Below are 19,410 nucleotides of genomic sequence, written 5' to 3'. Positions count from 1 at the left end.
GCCAGATTATAAAAGTTCTTCTATACCGAGATCAAAAATCATATCATCATCACTTTTTGTAATACCAATTGGTTGAGAAGGGAAAAGGTTTATCGAATACTGTAGGGTAAACTCCTCTCTAACATAATCATAACTGAAAGCAAGTTCACGACAGTGAAAATTCTTTTTGAGCTGAATATTCCCCTCCCTAATCCACTCTTCATAATCATAATCAAGGCTAAGATTTGCCTCAATATACCAGCCATAATCACCACTTATTTCAAAGACCAGCCTGTTGTCAAGTCTTTTTAACTCTGAATTATTTAGATCATAACGCATTCCTAATTTATGTTCAAAACGTTTTGACTGATAAATACTTCTTAGTATTAAATTATCATCATATAGCTTTTCATTCAAGTCATAACTTGTGGCAAGATTAAGCTGCCAATTCTTAACCGGATAGTATTCCAGTCTGGCTTCAAGCGGTGAATATAATTCTGTTAAAAAATCATAGCCAGAAGAAAATCTAAAATCATAGTTATCACGAAGACTATAGCGCAAACTACTTTGCAGTAAGTCTTTTTCTTCTTTACTGTCAAAACGAAAAGGGCTTTCATACCAGAGCTGATCATATTGATAAACATTGGTCAACCGCAACTTATCCGTCAGATTATTGACCAGACGCAGATTATTCTCACTGTAGATCTGATTTTTATAGCCATCAAAACCCTCTACTAGATATGTATTGGCTGCTAAAAGATGATTTTGCCGAAAATATGTATTAGAAAAAACATTAAGGGTGTTCCTATAACGGCCCTGAGCCTTAAAACGCTGAGCTTCAGTATCACTGATATCTTCATAATAATTACCATAGGCTAAAAGGTAATCAAAGCTACCCCGGGGATTATAGCTGAGCTCTATTTCAGGCAGACGAGAAAAACGAACCTCATCCTCATCTTCTTCAGCAAAAGAAGGAGCATACCTTTCCACTAAAATATCGAGCCTAAAATCACCAAAAAGTTTCTCTGCTGAAACTTCTCCTCCCCAGCGGCTCAAAAATGGCTGCTCAGGACTTTCTTTTTCTCCATCATAATATTCCAGACCCAGATTCCAGCCGCTCTCAAACCTATAGCCAAGATCAAGCCTTCGATTCTCCTCTCTGGATAGTCCGAGTTCCGGGTCTTTATCAAAGTCAAGCTGATAATCAATAATATAATTTAAGCCTCCCAAAATAACATCCCGCTGATAGAAATCAAGCCCGTATTCTTCTGAATCACGAAAATCAGCCTCAAAATAATCTATTTTATCATAATCAAGCTCAATCCTGCTGTAGCTTCTATCTTTTCTACGTCTTAAATCAAGCTCTGCTTCTATTTCTGTTTTTTCATCATAATCCTGATAAAGATAATTAAATTCTGCATCCCAGTTATCACTTTGATAGAGATGATTATATTCGGCTTCCCAGTTAAAAAGCCCGCTGAGATCTGTCCTGTTTTCCTGAGTATAGTAATAGAGGTAAGCCTGCTGATCGGCTTCATAAATAACATACTGTTTGATACCACCACCATAACCAGAAATACTGTAACGATCTAAATAGAGGTTGCCAGGCAGATTAAAGCGGGTATTATAAAAATATTTAGTTTTAACAAACCAGCCCCGTCTTTGATGATATCCCACCGCTGGAAAAAAGTTTTGCTGTTCTCTATCCAGAGGAATATATAAATAGGGCCAGTAAAAAAGGGGCAGCCTCCCATTTAATTCTTTAAAGCTGACCCCATATAATTTAATATAATCACCGGGCTTAATTATCACCCGCTTTGCATCAAAAAAATAATGTGGTTGATCAAAATCACAGCCAGAAATAATCCCCGGTTCCAGTTCCGCCTTTGCGATCTGATCTAATAATTGCCTCTCTCCATCTTTGAGCTGAATCTCAATTCTGTCTGAACGAATATGATATTTCCCGTACCTACCACTGATATTTGTGCTGATCTCCAGCAGATTATTAGCCTGATCATAACTTAAACTTTCTCCACTTAAAAACAGCTCTTCAGCCCTAACACTACCAGGCAAAAGGATTAGAAAAGCTACCACAGCAGTAATCCCAAACACAGCCAGACTTTTATTTAATATTCTCTGCCAGAAATCACGCCATAACATTAAGATTAAAGCCAGGAAAAGAAAGATTAGATTTGGCAGCCAGGCAGCAAGCAGTGGTGACAAAACCTCATTTCGCCCAAATGAACGGCTAAATGAAAGCACAACATAATATAAAAAGACTATTATAATAGTTAAAATAAAATTCCAGGTACTGCTTTCTTTAGAACTTAAACTCAGCGGAAGACTGATTAAAATAAACAGTAGAGCTGCCAGTGGTTCTGCCAGTTTAAGATGATAATCGACCAGTAAGGAGTTAACTCCAATCCCACTTCTTCTAAAAAGCTCAATCCTCCTACCCAGTTCTCCACGACTCATCTCGGCCGTACTCTTTTGGGTCCCCATAACCTCCCGCATCTGATCAGTCAGCTCTATTTCCATCTGATTAAATTTGCTTTCTAAAATTATTTCTCCACCCTGATTATACTGGTGGATTATTCCCGTGTTAAGCAGCCAGGCATTATCCTCTACCAAACCATCAACAGCAGTTATCACCTCCGGAAACTCAGCTTCAGATGCCAGCTGATAGATAACTATATTTTTTAATTCTCCACTGCTTTGATTGTAGCTGCTCACATAAAAAAGCCTGCCTCGAGGCCCCTGAAAAAAGACCTCTGATTCCGGATCAGGCATCGCATCTTTCAGAATTGTCTGTCTGATAATATTCTGAGCCTGGTGGTTGGTCCAGGGCACTATGTTCTCATTAAGCAAAAAGGTGAATGAACTTATTAGAAGTCCAAGTATAAAAAGGGGAAGCACCAAACGAAAAATACTGACCCCACCCATCCTCAGGGCTGTTATTTCATTTTCTCTATTTAAGCGATTAATAGCAGTCATAGTTGCAAAGAGAACAGCGATGGGAAAGGTTTCTACCATCACCCCCGGCAGCCTGTATAAAAGCAGTCTGAACACAAGGGAAAAGGGCACATTTTTCACTATGATTAAATCAGCCAGATGAAAAAAATAGCTGCCAACTAAGATAATGGTTATGATAAAAACTCCCAGCAAAAAAGGATAGCTTACTTCTTTTAAGATGTATTTATCCATTAATTTAACGTCCATAAACATACCCCTCTACCCTGATAAAGCTCTTTTAATCAAAAACCAGTCTTAGATCCTGCTCAATGTTAATTTCCTGGCTGAAATCAAGTTCTGATATTTCCAATAGATAATCTCCTGCTTCAATGAGACCATTATCTCTGATATCTATCCAGGCAAATAGGGAATACTCACCTATAGGTATATCACCAATAAAATAATCTCCACCCTTTATGGATATCTCGGTTTCTGCTGCAGCTTCAATACTATCTCCACTGCGCTCACCAACAATAATTTTTATTTTATCAATCCTATTAAGTGCAAAATTGGCATTAACCAAACCATAGCCAATTTTATCGCTCTCCTCTTCAAAACCGAGATGAATACTGGCCTGTTCTAAAATCTCTTTGACTTCAGAAGCTGAATTATTATCAGATAGCAGTAGAGCTATCAGTCCAGAAATATGAGGAGCTGCCATCGAAGTACCCGATGATTCTTGATAACTATTATTTTTATATGTACTCAATATCCCAAAATTGCTGTCATTACCTCCTGGAGCAATAAAGTCCAGTTCCGGGCCATAACTTGAATAATATGCCAACTCCCCAGTTTGATCTGCTGCTCCCACAGCAATGACATTTTCATAAGCAGCTGGATAATTAATCCTACCCTGATTATTCCCGGCAGCAGCTACCAAGATAACACCTTCTGCAGCAGCATCATTAATTGCATTTCTTAAGGTACTTGAGTCACTACTAGTTCCCAGAGAAAGATTAATAATATCAACCGGCTCCATATTGCCAGCTCTATCATCAAGTCCTGCCGCATATAAAATGGCAGCTGCAAGATCACTAACATTACCAGAACCTCTGTCATTTAATGCTTTTAAAGGAAGTATCTCTCCCGCCCAGCTAACCCCGGCAACACCTAAAGAATTATCTGTTAAAGCCCCAATGGTACCACTAACATGGGTGCCGTGACCATGACCATCACTAACATTAGAATTTTGACTAATAAAATTATAGGCATATTCTCTATCTATTCTGGCAGCCAAATCCTCGTGTTCAAGCTCAATTCCGGTATCTATTACAGCCACTCTAATATTGCTCTTGCCCTTTTGAGATGACCAGGCATAAGGCAGATCTATCATATCTAAATTCCACTGCTGAGCAAACCGGGGATCATTTGGTTCTTCATAACTTAAAATATGTACCTGATAGTTAGGCTCAATATAGCTTACACTGCTGTCAGCTGCGAGACTCATCTCTGCATTCACAGCAAAAGGAGGGAATTTTACTACCGCAGCATTTAATGAAGGCAGCTCTTTTATTAGTTCTGCCCCTTGAGACCTGATGATTTTTTCTCTTTCTTCACGCTTAGTTCCAGATTTGAAGGCAATGATATACTCCTCTTCATTGCTGCTGAGCAATGAATCACTATTGAGAGAAGTAGTAGAAGTACTAAAGCTAGCAGCTGAAGTAGAATAAGCAAAGGCAAAGTCAAAGCTCAGTCGGCCTGAAACAGAAGCAATATCTTCTTTTAAAATCACCTCAGCAGTAATTTCTTTAATACTATCATCGGGTAAATAATAATAACCATTAAAAAAATAGGCTCCTTCTGTCTGACTATCATAGTTCTCAGGAGCCTCCCAGTGCAGTTCAACAGTTTGAGTACTGTCATCACTTAAAGTTATCTCTGCCTTTTTAGGTAGATAATTTTCAATAATCTCTGCAGCACTTAAGCCCAGTGGAGCATAAAAGCTCTGTACTGATTCTATATCAGATGATACAACAACAGCAGTTTCGGAAATGGAGCTAGAACCTGAACCCCTATCACAACCACTGATTAATAAAAGTGCTGCTAAGATGAGAAAGAATAATAATATGTATTTTGAATGAATGGATTTCAGCTTCATAGTTATCTCCTTTTACTGCAGAATTGAATTGCAATCTTTAATCTAATATTAATTTAATTATAACACAGGTGATTTAATTCTAGCAATGATTCCTGATTAAAATTTCAATTATTTTCTTAAATTGGAAAATGAAATAATTAAATTTCTCAAAATAGAAGATTTAAACCTAGATTATTGGAGAAATGAAGTGTAAATAGTTATAAAATACATTTTTCATCAAAGCAAAAAAACCGCACTCTTAAAAAATGCGGCTCTTTACTTTTATATATAGCCTAGTTTTGAAAATTACTTTATTCGAATGTTTTAAATCTTACTTTATTTTCTTTTATTTCATCTAAGATATTGGATTCTATAATTTTATTTCTAAGATTTTCATTTGATTGAATATTTGTAAACCACACACCATAATCCATATCTCTCAATTCATTATCCTGCAGAGTAAGTATTTTTTAATTGCCAAATATGTTTGGAATAGATGATGTCATATCTGCTACAAAATCCTTTTTAGAAGTATCATTGTTTTTATCACCTTCAATTGCATTAATAGCTATGATTTCTTTTAATTCATTATCAGTAATATTTACATTTGAATTGTCACTTTTTATATCTATAATACCTATTGCGACTGCAATTAAGTCTGTTGGAGCATTAATATCTCCTTCTATTAAGTTAGCAGCAAATATATTCTCTAATTTATTATCGGTAATATTTACAGTTGAATTTTCACTGTTTATATCTACAATACCTATTGCAACTGCATTGAATTTTACATCAGCATTAATATCACCTTCTATTAAGTTAGCAGCAAATATATTCTCTAATTCATTATTAGCAATATTTATAGTTGAATTATCACTGCTAACATCTAAATCTATACCTTTTGCAACTGCATTTGAGTCTGCATTTACTTCTGCAATAACAAGAATACCATTTTCATTAATATTAGGAGCAAGGTTCGCTGCAATTATCCCCTTTAATTCATTATCAGAAATATTGACATTTGAATTATTACTACTTATATCTACAGCTATTCCTATTGCATTTGCATTGAATTCATTAAGAATATAATTATCGCCTTTAATAAAGTTAACAGCAAAAATATCCTTTAATTTATTATCAGAAATATTAATATCTATTTGATTAGTATTAACTCCTCTTTCTTGAATTTCTGGCGAATTAACTTCAATGCCTTTTGAAAAATTAGAAATCTCATTTCCAGCGATATTTATATCAGCATTTTTGTCCTGCTGCAGTAAAATTGAAATAGCATTATAATCTTTAAATACAACACTTTCATTTTCTTCAAAAATTGATTCACTGCTATAACTACCAGATATAATATTATTGGTGACATTTATTTCTCCACTTATTCCTGAGCCACCTATAATAGATCCAGTATATCCTGGAACATTAATTTCCAATCCAGAAACTGTAGTATTATCAGCTAAAACAATTAAATTTCCAGAGACCCTCTGAGATTCCACTTCTTCAGACCGAATACTTAAATTTTCCAGCTTTGCCCTTTCACCCTCTGGTCTAAACTGGGTTTTCCTGCTGCCTTCAGCATCTGCTGCTACAGTAAGAAAGCCTCCAGGTGAGAGAAGTTTTTGTCCAGACTGAAGATTTATAGTAGCATCATTTAATTCCATAGAGCCATCATCACCAAGTAAAATAATCACATCATTTTCTCCAGGGGAATTACTGGATTCAGCAACTGCCAATTGTGTTCCACTTATATTAGCAATACCGATCGGATCTTCTCTTGAACCATCACCTTCACTATCACCATCAGCAGTAACATACCAAACTGTTCCCAGTCTTACTCCACCTGAAAAATCAAAGGCAGTATTTTCTTCATCATTATTTGACTGAAGTGCATCTGATTCTCCAACTATTATATCAAGGTCTCTTTCTGGTAGTTCTGTCATCCTTGCTTCTAAAATATCTTCACTGTTGTACCCTTCGTTCTGGCCTGCTCTTTCTTCTAGATCAGAACTACCACCAAATGGGATTGAAACAGCAAAGGTTGCTTCTGTATCACTACCTCTAATGTTATCATCGCGCCACTGCAAACCGAGCTTCCAGGTGGTTTTATCTCGATCACCAAACTGTTTATCTACTCGGAGTTGTTTTCCTGTCATAGTTTCTGTACTGCTTTCAAAAAATCTAAAAGCCTTTGCATAAATACCTACATCATTAAAAATACCTTCTGTATCAGTAAATCTTTTTCCCACTTCAAAATCTAAGCCATGCATACTCGCATAGGCTCCCTGTTGATATAACAGTCTTCTGTCTTTGACTACTACTTCATCAAGTTCAGGAGCTGAAAGAACATCATCATCTGAGATATAGGCGTTGAGCCTTAAATCCCACTGATCAGTTAAAATCTCTCCACCAATTGTCCACATACCCCAATCATAATCATATTCCTCTCTTTTATCTCTGAAAAGATATACACCTGCAATATGATCATCAACATTATCCAACTTATATCTATAGCCGATCCCTAAATTCCACTCATCAGCATCATCATCACTTATTCTATACCTAAAATCAGTATACCAAAGCGAATCTTCTTTGTTTCTAAAAGGATAAAGAATCCCTGCCTGACCGATAAAGTCATCTCCTGTAATTCCTCTTAAGTTAAACCTTGGAGAACGCTGAACATCTGCTGCAGAAACTGCTGTCATAATTGTAAACATAATAAATAAGATCGTTATTGTAATTATTGTTATTTTCTTAAAATTCATACTATTTCCTCCCAATTTGATTTAACTTACGTCAAACTACTTGCAGTTTTTTCGATCACCCTCTTTTTTGAATTTTTTTAAACTTATGTTAGAAGTAAAAAAGGCTTTCATCTAACTAAATAATTTTTTGTTCTATACAATATAAACATTCTATACAATATAATAAATCCCTGCAAAAATTTATTTTTTAAAAAAATATATTCTTTATTTTACAATTAATAGAAAATATATCTCTACTGAATAAACACTTCTTCTGTTTTTTAAGTACACAGCATAAAAAAAACCGCCCTTTTAAAGGACGGCTTTAAAGTCAAGCTATTCAGTTAATGATTAAATTCTATTATGATACTTTTAACCAATTGTTGGTTCTATCAAGCCATAATTGCCATCATTACGCTTGTAGACAACATTGGTTTCTTCTGTATCACCATTATAGAAAACAAAGAAGTCGTGGCCTATCAGATCCATCTGCATACAGGCTTCTTCGACATTCATTGGTTTCATTGGAAAGCTTTTAGTTTTTACAACCTGGGGTTCAAAGACCTCGGTATCGATTCTTTCTTCTTCTGCCTCCATACCCTTATTAAGAATCTGTTCTTTTCTTTCTTCCTTATATTCTTCCTTGTATTCCTGTTTGCGCTCTATCAATTTATCATTAATCTTTGTTTTATATTTTTTAAGCTGTCTTTCTAATTTGTCCATAACACCATCAATAGAAGCATACATGTCACCTGTGGACTCTTCTGCCCGTAAAATAAGTCCGTGTACATAACCTGTAACCTCAACGATGTGGCGCTCTTTTTCTACCTCCATGGTAATGTTAAACTCTAGTGGTTCTCTGGCTCCATTGAAATACTTCTGCAGTTTCCTTACCTTTTCCTCTGCGTGTTCTTTTAATGAAGGTGTTACGTCGATGTTTTTACCATAGGTCATAATTTTCATCAAAATCACATCCTCTCACATCTAGTATTGTATACTATTCACCTGTTATATATTATATTCTACAAATTATAATCAATTCCTGCTTAAAAATGCAATAATGTCTACTCCACATGAACGGGTACAGAAGATAGAGTCATGAAATAAACATTTTTTGCTTTTAGTTCATCCAGTATAAAGTGAGAGATTTCTGAAGCTGTTGTTCCGGTGGTGATAATATCATCTACAACCAAAATATTTTTATCTGCAAAAAGCTCAGGATCACGATTAATTTTAAGCTGAAATGCCCCTTCTAATTCTATTTTCCGATCTTCTTTGGCCAGGGTATAAAGGGGTAAACTGTTTTTTATCCTGTTTAACACATCCTTGTACTCTATTTTCAGCAGTTTTGCCAGCTCTTCAGCCAGCCTTTCTGTCTGATTATAGCCCCGGTAGCTCTTGCGATCTGCATGCATCGGAACCGGAATAATAAAATCAATATCTTGATCAGAAAAATACTCCAGATAATAGAGCCTCAGCATATGAGCAAAAGGTTTCGCTAAATCAGGTCGATGACCATATTTGAATTCCAGCAATACTTCTCTAGGATAACCTGCATAGGTAAATACACTTCTGGCAAAATTATAAGGTGGCCTCTTTTCCTGACACTCAGGACATGGGTGATCACCGATCAATGTAGCAGGAATGACCTCCCGACCACAGACCGAACAAAAATGATTGATAAAACTAAAGCGCGATAAACAGCGGTCACACATCCCCTCGATTTCGGAATGGTCATACCTGCGCTCACAGGCAAGACAGACTTTTTTTTCTGGATAAAAAAGATCTTTTAAAAACTCTAACAAATTAGCCCACTACTCCTTTAAGATTATAATGTTCTCGCAGATCCTCAATTTTCTTTCTTGCCCTCTGCAGAGCATTATCCACGGTTTTAACATTGATATCAAGTTGATCTGAAATCTCCTGATAAGACCTGCTGTCCAGATAAAGCATGAATACATTCCATTCAAGATCTGTAAGATCCCTGGAAAGTTCCTTAACGATTGTGGTTAGGGTTTCCTGACAGATAAATTTTCTTTCTAAATTTTCTCCCTCATCAGGCAAAATTTCATTAAAAGTTCTCCCTGTTTCATTACCATAATCAAGACTTTTATCAAGTGAAGCAGAGGTATTTAAAGGCATATGTTTTTGTCTATTAGCTTTTTTAATAGCTGATACCAGCTGCCTGTGTACACATAGCTGTGAAAAACCTCGAAAAGAAGCTCCTTTTCCTTCCCGGTAATCACGGATTGCCTTATATAAACCCACTCTTCCCTCTTGAATAACATCGTCTCTGTCTAAACCTTTGATAAAAAAGAACCTGGCTTTTGCATAAACGATATCCATGTTCTGGTCTATTAAATACTCAATGGCAAAGTCATTGCCAGCCTGGGCCATCTCAATAATCTCTTCTTCTTCCTTCTCTTTAAACAAGAAAATCCCCCCCATCTGGTCAACAATAAATCTAAACTTGCTTTTGCTTTTACCTTTTGCTTTTAAAAAGTAATTAGTTCCCGAAAACTGATCCCCAATTCCAGCACTGCAGCAGCAAGTAATGCTAAAACCAGGACAATCATAAGCTGCAGTTTAATAAATTTCATCTCAATCACTGCTCTCCCTGATTTTTTTTATTAAATTAGTTGTTGAACGACCCTTAACCTCAGTAATCAGAACGATCTTAGCACCATAAGCAAAAACTGTTTCTGCCTCAGGTAGATCCTCGATCCTGTAATCTCCACCTTTAACATAGATCTGTGGCTTTAACGCACCCAGGAGCTTTTTACAGTTGGGCTCAGAAAAAAGTATTAAATAATCGATCATCTCAAGAGCGGCCAAAATCTCCATTCTCTCTTCTTCTGGTACAAAGGGCCTGTTCTTTGATTTGATCTCTTTTACCGAACTGTCACTATTAACTGCAAGTACAAGTTTGTCTCCCAAAGATGCAGCCTTTTTTAAATAACGGATATGGCCTACATGAAGGATATCAAAACATCCATTTGTGAAAACTATCAACTCACCTGCCGCCTTTTTTGCCCTGATCTCTTTTTTTAATTCTGCAAGTTCCATAATTTTAGCTGCCATTTTTAATCACTTCTTTTATCAATTCTTCTTCACTAACAACCGCAACTCCACTTTTGCGAACCACTATTCCAGCAGCATAATTTGCCAGCCTGATCGCGATCTCAACCGGGGCTTTAGCTGCTAAAGCCAGAATCAATGTCCCAACAACAGTATCACCCGCACCTGTCACATCAAAAACTTCAGAAAAATTAGCAGCCGGAATATGCTCTATTTTAGAATCTGGAGCAAAAAGTGTCATCCCAGCTCCACCCTGAGTTATCAGCAGATACTTTAAATTAAGCCTTTTTCTCATCTCAACTCCAGCCTCTTCTACCTCAGCCTGAGTTTTTATCTCTTTACCATAAACCTGAGAAGCCTCTTCTAAGTTGGGAGTAGCTATTACCGCCCCCTTAAAAGCATCAAGCTGATAGCGGGAGTCAACAGCAGTTATTTTTTCATTAGCTGCTGCCTCATCGATAAACCTGCTGCAAGTTTTTTTAGAAAATATTCCGTTACCATAATCAGAAAACAGCACTGCATCTGCTCTTTTAATATTTTCCTTAAAATATTTGAGCAGATAAGACTGCAGTTTTGAAGATATTGCCGAACTTTCAAGCTTATCAACCCTGACGACCTGCTGTCTTACAATCTGTTCTCCTCCGGCCAAAATCCTCGTTTTTTCGGCAGTAGGACGGGAACCATCAACAAAGATCCCCTCTGTTATAATATTCTTCCCCTGCAGTTCTTTAATCAATGCTCTACCTGAGGCATCATCTCCTCTGATCCCCAATAAATCTACCTCTGCACCCAGACTGGCAATATTAGCGGCAGCATTTGCACCACCACCTGCAAGTACTTTTTCTTTTTTGTGGCGCAGTATTAAAACCGGGGCTTCCCGGGAAAGGCGGTCAGGATCGGCAATCACAAAACGGTCAGCAATTACATCACCTAAAACCATAATCTTTTTCTCGTTAAAACGCTTTATATATTTAATCAGATCTTCTGAAGCATATTTCTGCATGGAATCCTCCTGAACTATAATTTAAATTTTAAACCTAAATTGAGCACAGTTGAATCTAAATCCCAGTAAAAATTACCCACACTGACATCTAAATTAACCGTATCACTGATCGGATAATCCACTCCACCTCTGTAATATGCATGGTTATCGAGGTCACTATCGATAAAATAGTAGGTGTGCCAGTAAAAATTAACATCAGGATTTAAGGTTCTAGCAGAAGCACCGATGGCCTTACCAAAACTTTGACCATCTACATCATTGGTAACCATCAGATGAAGATCCAATTTAAACTCTTCTTCTCTAAATAAATTGATTCCCATATCAGCACCAAGATAAAAATCATCACCATCAAAGGCAAAGTTGGTTTTTATCGAGTGCCCGCTGTCAAGTAGGAATTCAGGTTCGATCTGAATCGCATCTACATCAAAAGAATCACCTGACAATATGTAGTTTACCGAATCCAGTTCTGCTGCCCCAACTGCTGCTGAGAGGCTTAAAATTAATGATAGGGTTAAAATTAAAGTAATTAGCTTTTTTTTCATACTTGATTCTCCTTTATCTCTTTGTATTTTTATTATACCTAATTATAGCCTATTAAAGCAATAATATCTTGAATTTAATTTGTACTTTCAATTATGATTCCATTGCTTATTAAACGCTGTTCACTGGGACGACTCATCGTAAAACCACGGACGACCATTCTAGATGAGCCACCTCCATCCAGGTTCATGGCATCTTTGACGCCAAGTTCCTGTAGAAATTCTGCCAGTTCTTCTAAGGTCATCCCGATACTCGTGTCCTGCTGTCTACCATCAACTGTCAGCATTATTAAACGCTGATTTTCTGTAATACCAAGGGCTGTTCTAGGAGCCCTGTAATTTAAAATATCAGACTGGAATCTTTCTGCTTCACCAGTAATTTCTATTTCACCATCCCTGAGCAGCTGGGGTCCTCCTCCTAATCCATAGCGAATATTATTTAGCTCAAAATCAGGCTGAAATTTCATTTCCAGGTCGATCTCTTTATCCTTTAGTTCAGGAATCAAAGCCAGCACGGCTTCTTTATCCCTGTGAACCCTGATAATATATCCGTTTGGTGCAATAGGAGTCCTGCTTCTAGAATTATTTTCAACCCCCAGTATTTTATCTGAACGAACCACAATGTCATAATAATCGTCTTCTAACTCAGGCATGCGATCACCAAAATAGCGGTTAAAAATTACAGCCTCACCTGATTCAGCTTTTCTGTTAACTCCATCCAGGCTGATCTCTGCTTCCAGCTCCGGTATAAGAACTTTCCCCTGCCAGTCCACCGGTTCTATCATCGCTTTTCCAGACTCATCTATCAAGAGAGCGGTCCTACTGTGAAGAGGCTCACTGGCAAGTTGACCATCTAAATATACCAGACCAAGAGGTCTTCCTGTATGGTCAAAAAAGCCACCATTGATACCTGCCAGAGCAGAATATCTTCCTACCAGATCGCTTAAATCTTCTCTACCCTGTACTATATCTCTGGCCAGAACGGGTTTTAACTGCATCCGATCCAGGTTAAGATTCAATTCCATAATGGTTAAAAACCGGGGGCCTTCCCAGCTCATCTCCCTGATTTCTTCAAAGCTTAAACCATAGCTGATATTGGTCTTGAATCTGCTTTCCCTGTCCATTAAATCATTTAAATTGGCGATCTCTGCCCGACCATAATAGTAGTTGATGATCTCCTGATAATTGTAAGCTGCATCTGCCAGAGGTACTATACCAGCTCTAGGTTTTCTGATTTCCCTCAGGCTTAAATCTGCATCATAGAAAAAGCTATCATTTCTGATCAAAACAAGATCTTTAGTTGCTGCTGCAGCCTCTTTAAATACGGGGTCAGCTTCTCTTAAAACGATATTATTAATCCCCTGCATTTGGGTGCCTTGAGTTTCAATCTGATATAAGAGGGAAGTCCTATATAAGACTGCCTGGGCCTTTAAAGCTTCTGGTGGATCATCAGCTGAGAGAAAATTCTGCAGTAGAGAAGCTGTTAAGCCTTCTAAATCTGTCTGCCGGCGGATAGAAACCTGATCATCTAAAAGACTAAAAGAATATTTGCCTTCAAGCTTATTGGCTCTAGCATCAAAAGAGCCCTCTATTTCAAAAATTGAGGCTGTCATCAGCCTTTCTCCCAGGGCTGTATAAAATCCCAGTTCTCCACTGCTGATCTGCTCTGCTTCTGAATCAATCAACCTGGGCCAGCCTTCATAACCTTCGGCCCTTAAATCTTCCCTGAACTCATCTACCTCAGCCCGTTCGGCAAAATTACCGATTAAAACCTTGTAAAGTTCATCTTCTTTTTCAATAGTAATCTCCTCGGCAAACTGTACAGCAAGTTCTTCCTGCATCTGCAGGGCGTTTTCTTCCTCTGCGGTCGCATAAAGTTGAATGGCCCAACCATCAGCTTTACTCTGAGCTGCCTGGGTGATGAAATATGATCTACCCTTTTCCAGCTCAAATTCTTCCTGTCCGGAAGCCCTTAAAACTGTATCTTTTTCTGCCCTGATCTCAATTCTATCTGCAGGCTGGAAAACAGGTATGGAAAGCCAGTGATTACTATTAATATAGTGCTGCAGACCATTTTCAAAAAAATTTGCCTCTGCCTGCAGACTGAAAAGCAAGAGTAAAGCTAAGCAAAGAAACAGGTATTTACCAATTTTTTTAAGGTTTTTTAGCTTTTGCATAATTTCATCCCCAGAATTGAATTTTAAGCAGGTTTGCGGTAAACCAGCTCTTATTAATAATATTAATTAATATTATTTCCCTACTTATATATATTTCATCTTAAAGGTCTAAATCCTGCCCAAATTAAAAAATATTCTCAAAAAATACCTAAAAAAATACTGAATTTACGCCCCTCACCAATTTTCTCTTTAATCAACAGGCCTCATATAATATAATGATTGATAAGAACTAAAAGCAAAAGAAATACAAACTGCAGGCAATATTTTTCAGAAAGGATTTAATTATGGAAAATTCCAGATTAAAAGTTAGCATCATAGATGGATATTTAGATGAACCATCCTGTCTTGGTGTACCACCATATATTTCACCCCATGTGCGTTATCTCTGGGGTGCCCTCCTGGAAGCGGGAATCGAAACAGACAGGCTCAGCTATTTAACGATCGACTCCCTGCGCCAGGATAAAGAAAATCATCTCAATCAACTTGAAGCAGAAGATATTGTCATTTTGATTGCGGGAACAACTGTGCCCGGTCATTATCTTGGTGGCCAACCTGCCTCTGCAGCAGAGATTAAAGAAATCGGTCAGAAATTGTTTTATCCGACCAAGGTTTTAGGTGGTCCCATCACCCTGATTGAGAAAATGAGAGAAAAATTTAAAAATGATTTTGATATTTTAAGCTCAGAAGTTGCCGCATTTGATATCTACCAGCGGCTGCTAAAAAAGGAAATCCCTCAAGAAATGATAGCAGAAAAAATAAGTGACTGGGCTATCAAAGGGGCAAAACTTGTCAAAGAGCATCCCAATTATCCCCATCTGCTCGCAGAATTAGAAACTTTCAGGGGCTGTCCCAGGCCCAAACACTGTGCCTTCTGTAGTGAAAGATTAAAAAAAATAAGTTATAGCCGTTCTCCAGAGGAGATCAGCAGAGAAGTTAAAGCAATGGCTGAAGAAGGTGTTCACCATTATCGATTGGGTGCCCAAACAGATATCCTCCTCTATGGAGCTGAACTTAAAAATGGCAGTTTTAATTTAAACCCGGCTCAGATAAAAGATCTTTATCAGGGGATCAGAAAAGCTGACCCTCAGCTAAAGGTACTGCATATGGATAATATGAACCCGGCCCAGATAGCCAAAAATCCAGAAACTGCTGCAGAAATCATCGAAACCATCAGCAGCTATAATACCCCCGGTGATACAGCCGCCTTCGGCCTGGAATCAGCAGATCCGGTGGTCCTCAATAAAAACAATATCGACAGTACTGTAGAAGAAAACTACTTTGCCATCAAAATGCTTAATGAGATCGGCGGGCAGCGGGAAGAAGGTATCCCCAAATTACTGCCTGGAATCAACTTTATCCATGGACTTATCGGTGAAAGCGAAAAAACTTTTGATCACAACTATCAGTTCTTAAAAAAGCTGCTTGAAGATGGTCTGCTTTTAAGAAGGATCAATATCAGACAGGTTGTCCGTTTAGGCAGCTACCCTGAAGTCAAATACAGTCAGGGCCAGTTTAAAAAGTATAAACAGAAGATCAATAAAAATATAAACCAAAAAATGCTGCAGCAGGTTTTCCCGAAGGGGGTAATCCTTAAAGACCTCTATTCTGAAAAACAAAAGGGTTCTTTAAATTACTGCAGACAGCTGGGAACCTATCCGATTCTAACTGCTGTGATCGGAAAAAATGATGATTTCTTTAAAGAGGTAAAGGTCATCGACCATGGTTATCGATCGATTACCGCCCTTAAGTGGCCACAGAAATTTAGCGATTTAAAACAAAAAGAACTGGAAGCCCTGCCCGGCATCGGTGCCAAAAGAGCGGCCAAAATAATAGTTGAACAACCGCAATCTAAAAAGGAACTTAAAAAAATACTGGGAGAAAGTTTTAACTTTAAGCAATTAGAGGAATTTTCCCGCTTTTAAAACCCACTTTCTTCACCAGGTAGATTATATTAAGCAGCTCAGCCGCTTTTAAGATCAGCAGCTGAGCATTTTCTTCTTTAAATTTAAAGTTCTTCCATTAACTCTACTAAATATTCTTTAAAATCTTCACCAAGATCATCTCTGGCCAGAGCAAATTCTACCGTTGTCTGTAAAAAGCCAAACTTATTACCAACATCATATCGCTTACCCTCAAAATCATAAGCATAAACAGTTCTTTGCTCCAACAAAGTCCTTAAAGCATCTGTAAGCTGGATTTCTCCTCCCTTACCTGGAGGTGTTTTTTCTAGGATCTCAAAAATATCAGGTGTAATAATATAGCGGCCCAGAATCCCAAGCCTTGATGGAGCTTCATCTAAAGCCGGTTTTTCTACCATATCTTCTACCACATAAATATCATCTTCCCTGCTGCTGTATTTAACAATTCCATATTTGCTGACATCTTCTTCAGCAACTGTCTGACAGCCTAAAACAGCTGTTTCTTTGGCTTCATAGATCTCTATCATCTGTTTGATAACCGCTTTATCTGATCTGATAATATCATCCCCCAAAAGAACCGCAAAAGGATCATCACCAACAAAGGTCTTAGCACATAAGATTGCATGGCCTAAACCCTTCTGTTCTTTCTGTCTTACAGAATGGATGGTGATCATATCAGAAATATTCTGGACAGTTTCTAACATTTCTGTTTTACCCTTTTCTTTTAGGGCTTTTTCTAAAGCGGTTGATTTATCAAAATGATCTTCAATACTCTGTTTGTCTTTAGAGGTTATGATTAAAATATCTTCGATTCCTGCCTCTACCGCTTCTTCAACTATATATTGAATAGTAGGTTTATCTACTATAGGAATCATTTCCTTTGGCTGTGCCTTTGTCGCCGGTAGCATACGGGTTCCCCAGCCTGCTGCCGGAATCACTGCTTTTTTTACCTTCATCCTTTGACCTCCTATTGATTTTTTAATCAAAAACTATAACTTATCTGAATCCCATAACGCTGATCATTTTCTTCAAAATCGTGAGCTGCATAAAGATCTAATTCGAGTGGTTTTAAACCGAGCAAATAGAGTTTTGCATTCAGGGCCGGGCCGATAGCAAAACTGCCATCCCCCCAACTTTCTTCGTGAAAATAATCGATAAAAAAGTAACCGCCAATATCGGTCATCTGAAAGAAATTAGAAATCTGATAGGGAATCAAAAGCTCATAATTATAATTTAAATTTAAAGCAGCCTGAAATTTAGGCTGATAATCATCTAATTCCTGCCCCTTATAGATCAGAGGTGATCTGGCAATCTCGGTATTATTGTAAACAGATTTTAAACCAATTCCCCAGGCAGGACTTAAATCATAATTAATCAGATGGGAACTCAAAACCCCAAACCCACTTGCTTCTTTACGATAAAAAAGACTGTTTTCTGATCTCCACTGTAGATCATCTCCCATATAGCGGAAATTACTCCCCAGTAGATAATATTCTTCTTCTTTTCTACGGCCAAAACCGGCTGAAAGATTAAAGCGCTGACCAAAAAATTTCAGTCTACTCTCATAATCATCAGCTTGCTCCTCATTTCTACCATAGAGAAGATTATAATCGAGGCTATCTGTTAGCTTTTTAAACCTAAAAGAGGCCTCATAATTTTCGGTCCAGCTGGATGAACCAGGCCCTAAAAGAGAGAAATTCAATCTATTGTGATAGGCTTCCAGCCCCAGCTGAAATTCATTTAAAGGACTGCGGAAAAGTTCAGGTTGGAAAAATGAATAATCCCTTCCATAATGAATTAAAGGACTAATACCACGTGCTTCTGTAACCAGCCTGTCAAATTCTAAATCCCTTAAGGTCTGATCCACATCATAGTATTCTCTTGCTTCTGTTTTTTGGAGAGGAATATTCCTTACAGCAAGCTCAGATTTGATTTCATCTATATTTTCTAAGGTCTGTTGATAACCAAGCTCAACCAGCCGAGCCGCATAATTAAAATCCATAAAGGTATAATTACCAACATCGATTGAAATCTCAAAATCTGCATATTCAGATAAGATTTCACTTGTATATTTATCCTGGAGAATCTGAATGAAGCGACCACTAGAGGCTAATATACCACCATAATCTTCATCCTCTTCATCTGTTGGCATATGAGTAGCGATCACATAATCTGCTCCCAATAGAGCAGCCGACTTGGCAGGTGATGATTCAACAACCCCGGCATCCATAAAATAGCGGTCATTAAATTCATGAATGGGAAAATAACCGGGAATAGAATAAGCAGCCTGAAGCACCTCAGAAATTTTTCCCCTGGTCAGTAAATATTTCCTGCCTTCTTTAAGGTCAAAACTTAGCTGAGCCGTTGGAATCAAAAATTCTTCTAAACTTTTATTTGGTGCCACTCTCTCGGCAAATAGATTTAACTTTTTAGTTTCAAGCAGAGCTCTACCCCCACCAAATTGAAAGAGGTCAGAAAAGGGTGTATCTGTCATAATTTCTTCTAACTGTTCTACGGAAAGACCACTGCTGTAGAGGTTACCGATAATAGAACCCATACTCGTCCCTACAATTAAATCTATGGGAATATCATGTTCTACCAGGGCTTTAATCACTCCCAGATTGGAAATAGCTCTAGCTCCTCCCCCGGCAAGGGCCAGCCCAACAACAGGTCTATCATCAACTCTCAATCTCTCCTGAAAGCCCTTTAAATCCTGAACAATATATATTTCGCCCCCAAATTCTATTTCTTGAGCATCATCACTTAAAAGCAGCTGCTCATCAACATCAGCTGCAGCAGCCTGAAAAGAAATAGTGAAAATTATAACAAACATAAAGGCCATAAGAATTTTTTTCAAACAAATCACTTCCTCTAAA

The 19,410-nt window shown here is 37.6% G+C and carries 13 protein-coding genes; 1 reads left to right on the top strand and 12 read right to left on the bottom strand.

All coding sequences use genetic code 11. The features are described from left to right. Positions 1-6 precede the first annotated feature (6 nt). The 10 genes from HALSA_RS12335 to HALSA_RS02320 form a co-directional block, all read right to left on the bottom strand. The gene (locus HALSA_RS12335) at positions 7-3,198 is read right to left on the bottom strand and encodes a YjgP/YjgQ family permease (RefSeq protein ID WP_013405042.1); all 3,192 of its coding nucleotides are present in this window, start codon (positions 3,196-3,198) and stop codon (positions 7-9) included. Between the two features lie 31 nt (positions 3,199-3,229). After that, on the bottom strand, positions 3,230-5,089 hold the full coding sequence (locus tag HALSA_RS02360) for a S8 family serine peptidase (RefSeq protein ID WP_013405041.1): 1,860 nt from the start codon (positions 5,087-5,089) through the stop codon (positions 3,230-3,232). 449 nt (positions 5,090-5,538) lie between these two features. Further along, on the bottom strand, positions 5,539-7,839 hold the full coding sequence (locus tag HALSA_RS02355) for an inverse autotransporter beta domain-containing protein (RefSeq protein WP_013405039.1): 2,301 nt from the start codon (positions 7,837-7,839) through the stop codon (positions 5,539-5,541). A gap of 351 nt (positions 7,840-8,190) precedes the next feature. Continuing rightward, a complete protein-coding gene (gene hpf, locus HALSA_RS02350; RefSeq protein WP_013405038.1) occupies positions 8,191-8,781 on the bottom strand; it encodes a ribosome hibernation-promoting factor, HPF/YfiA family in 591 nt (196 codons plus the stop codon). Positions 8,782-8,882: 101 nt separating this feature from the next. After that, the gene (locus tag HALSA_RS02345) at positions 8,883-9,623 is read right to left on the bottom strand and encodes a ComF family protein (protein ID WP_013405037.1); all 741 of its coding nucleotides are present in this window, start codon (positions 9,621-9,623) and stop codon (positions 8,883-8,885) included. A 1-nt stretch (position 9,624) separates the two neighbouring features. Beyond that, positions 9,625-10,251: an RNA polymerase sporulation sigma factor SigH gene (gene sigH / locus HALSA_RS02340; RefSeq protein WP_013405036.1), complete on the bottom strand. Its 627-nt coding sequence runs from the start codon at positions 10,249-10,251 to the stop codon at positions 9,625-9,627. A gap of 168 nt (positions 10,252-10,419) precedes the next feature. Beyond that, on the bottom strand, positions 10,420-10,899 hold the full coding sequence (rfaE2, locus tag HALSA_RS02335) for a D-glycero-beta-D-manno-heptose 1-phosphate adenylyltransferase (RefSeq protein ID WP_013405035.1): 480 nt from the start codon (positions 10,897-10,899) through the stop codon (positions 10,420-10,422). Then, positions 10,889-11,899 (bottom strand): bifunctional heptose 7-phosphate kinase/heptose 1-phosphate adenyltransferase, encoded by a 1,011-nt coding sequence (locus HALSA_RS02330; protein ID WP_013405034.1) that lies wholly within the window; start codon positions 11,897-11,899, stop codon positions 10,889-10,891. Before HALSA_RS02330 ends, rfaE2 begins: the two co-directional genes overlap by 11 nt. A 14-nt stretch (positions 11,900-11,913) precedes the next feature. Further along, the gene (locus HALSA_RS02325; RefSeq protein ID WP_013405033.1) at positions 11,914-12,441 is read right to left on the bottom strand and encodes a hypothetical protein; all 528 of its coding nucleotides are present in this window, start codon (positions 12,439-12,441) and stop codon (positions 11,914-11,916) included. A 74-nt stretch (positions 12,442-12,515) separates the two neighbouring features. Continuing rightward, a complete protein-coding gene (locus HALSA_RS02320; RefSeq protein ID WP_013405032.1) occupies positions 12,516-14,615 on the bottom strand; it encodes a phosphodiester glycosidase family protein in 2,100 nt (699 codons plus the stop codon). A gap of 284 nt (positions 14,616-14,899) precedes the next feature. Between HALSA_RS02320 and HALSA_RS02315 the strand changes: the two genes are divergently transcribed. After that, positions 14,900-16,537 (top strand): radical SAM protein, encoded by a 1,638-nt coding sequence (locus HALSA_RS02315; protein ID WP_013405031.1) that lies wholly within the window; start codon positions 14,900-14,902, stop codon positions 16,535-16,537. Between the two features lie 83 nt (positions 16,538-16,620). On the opposite strand, the gene galU is transcribed toward HALSA_RS02315, so the two are convergent. Both galU and HALSA_RS02305 read right to left on the bottom strand, forming a co-directional pair. Beyond that, positions 16,621-17,490, bottom strand: coding sequence for a UTP--glucose-1-phosphate uridylyltransferase GalU (gene galU, locus HALSA_RS02310; protein ID WP_013405030.1), 870 nt, complete (start codon positions 17,488-17,490; stop codon positions 16,621-16,623). 26 nt (positions 17,491-17,516) lie between these two features. After that, positions 17,517-19,391 (bottom strand): patatin-like phospholipase family protein, encoded by a 1,875-nt coding sequence (locus HALSA_RS02305; protein ID WP_013405029.1) that lies wholly within the window; start codon positions 19,389-19,391, stop codon positions 17,517-17,519. Positions 19,392-19,410: the final 19 nt, after the last annotated feature.

Origin of the sequence: Halanaerobium hydrogeniformans, from assembly GCF_000166415.1 — a bacterium.
GTDB lineage: Bacteria > Bacillota > Halanaerobiia > Halanaerobiales > Halanaerobiaceae > Halanaerobium > Halanaerobium hydrogeniformans.
Note: the sequence above shows the minus strand (reverse complement) of the source record. Positions and strands in the feature narration are given on the sequence as shown.

Bases quoted from the DNA above. Each gene is read 5' to 3' on its own strand.
- HALSA_RS12335 (WP_013405042.1), bottom strand. From the start codon at position 3,198: ATGGACGTTAAATTAATGGATAAATACATCTTAAAAGAAGTAAGCTAT.
- HALSA_RS02360 (WP_013405041.1), bottom strand. From the start codon at position 5,089: ATGAAGCTGAAATCCATTCATTCAAAATACATATTATTATTCTTTCTC.
- HALSA_RS02355 (WP_013405039.1), bottom strand. From the start codon at position 7,839: ATGAATTTTAAGAAAATAACAATAATTACAATAACGATCTTATTTATT.
- hpf (WP_013405038.1), bottom strand. From the start codon at position 8,781: ATGAAAATTATGACCTATGGTAAAAACATCGACGTAACACCTTCATTA.
- rfaE2 (WP_013405035.1), bottom strand. From the start codon at position 10,899: ATGGCAGCTAAAATTATGGAACTTGCAGAATTAAAAAAAGAGATCAGG.
- HALSA_RS02330 (WP_013405034.1), bottom strand. From the start codon at position 11,899: ATGCAGAAATATGCTTCAGAAGATCTGATTAAATATATAAAGCGTTTT.
- HALSA_RS02325 (WP_013405033.1), bottom strand. From the start codon at position 12,441: ATGAAAAAAAAGCTAATTACTTTAATTTTAACCCTATCATTAATTTTA.
- HALSA_RS02320 (WP_013405032.1), bottom strand. From the start codon at position 14,615: ATGCAAAAGCTAAAAAACCTTAAAAAAATTGGTAAATACCTGTTTCTT.
- HALSA_RS02315 (WP_013405031.1), top strand. From the start codon at position 14,900: ATGGAAAATTCCAGATTAAAAGTTAGCATCATAGATGGATATTTAGAT.
- galU (WP_013405030.1), bottom strand. From the start codon at position 17,490: ATGAAGGTAAAAAAAGCAGTGATTCCGGCAGCAGGCTGGGGAACCCGT.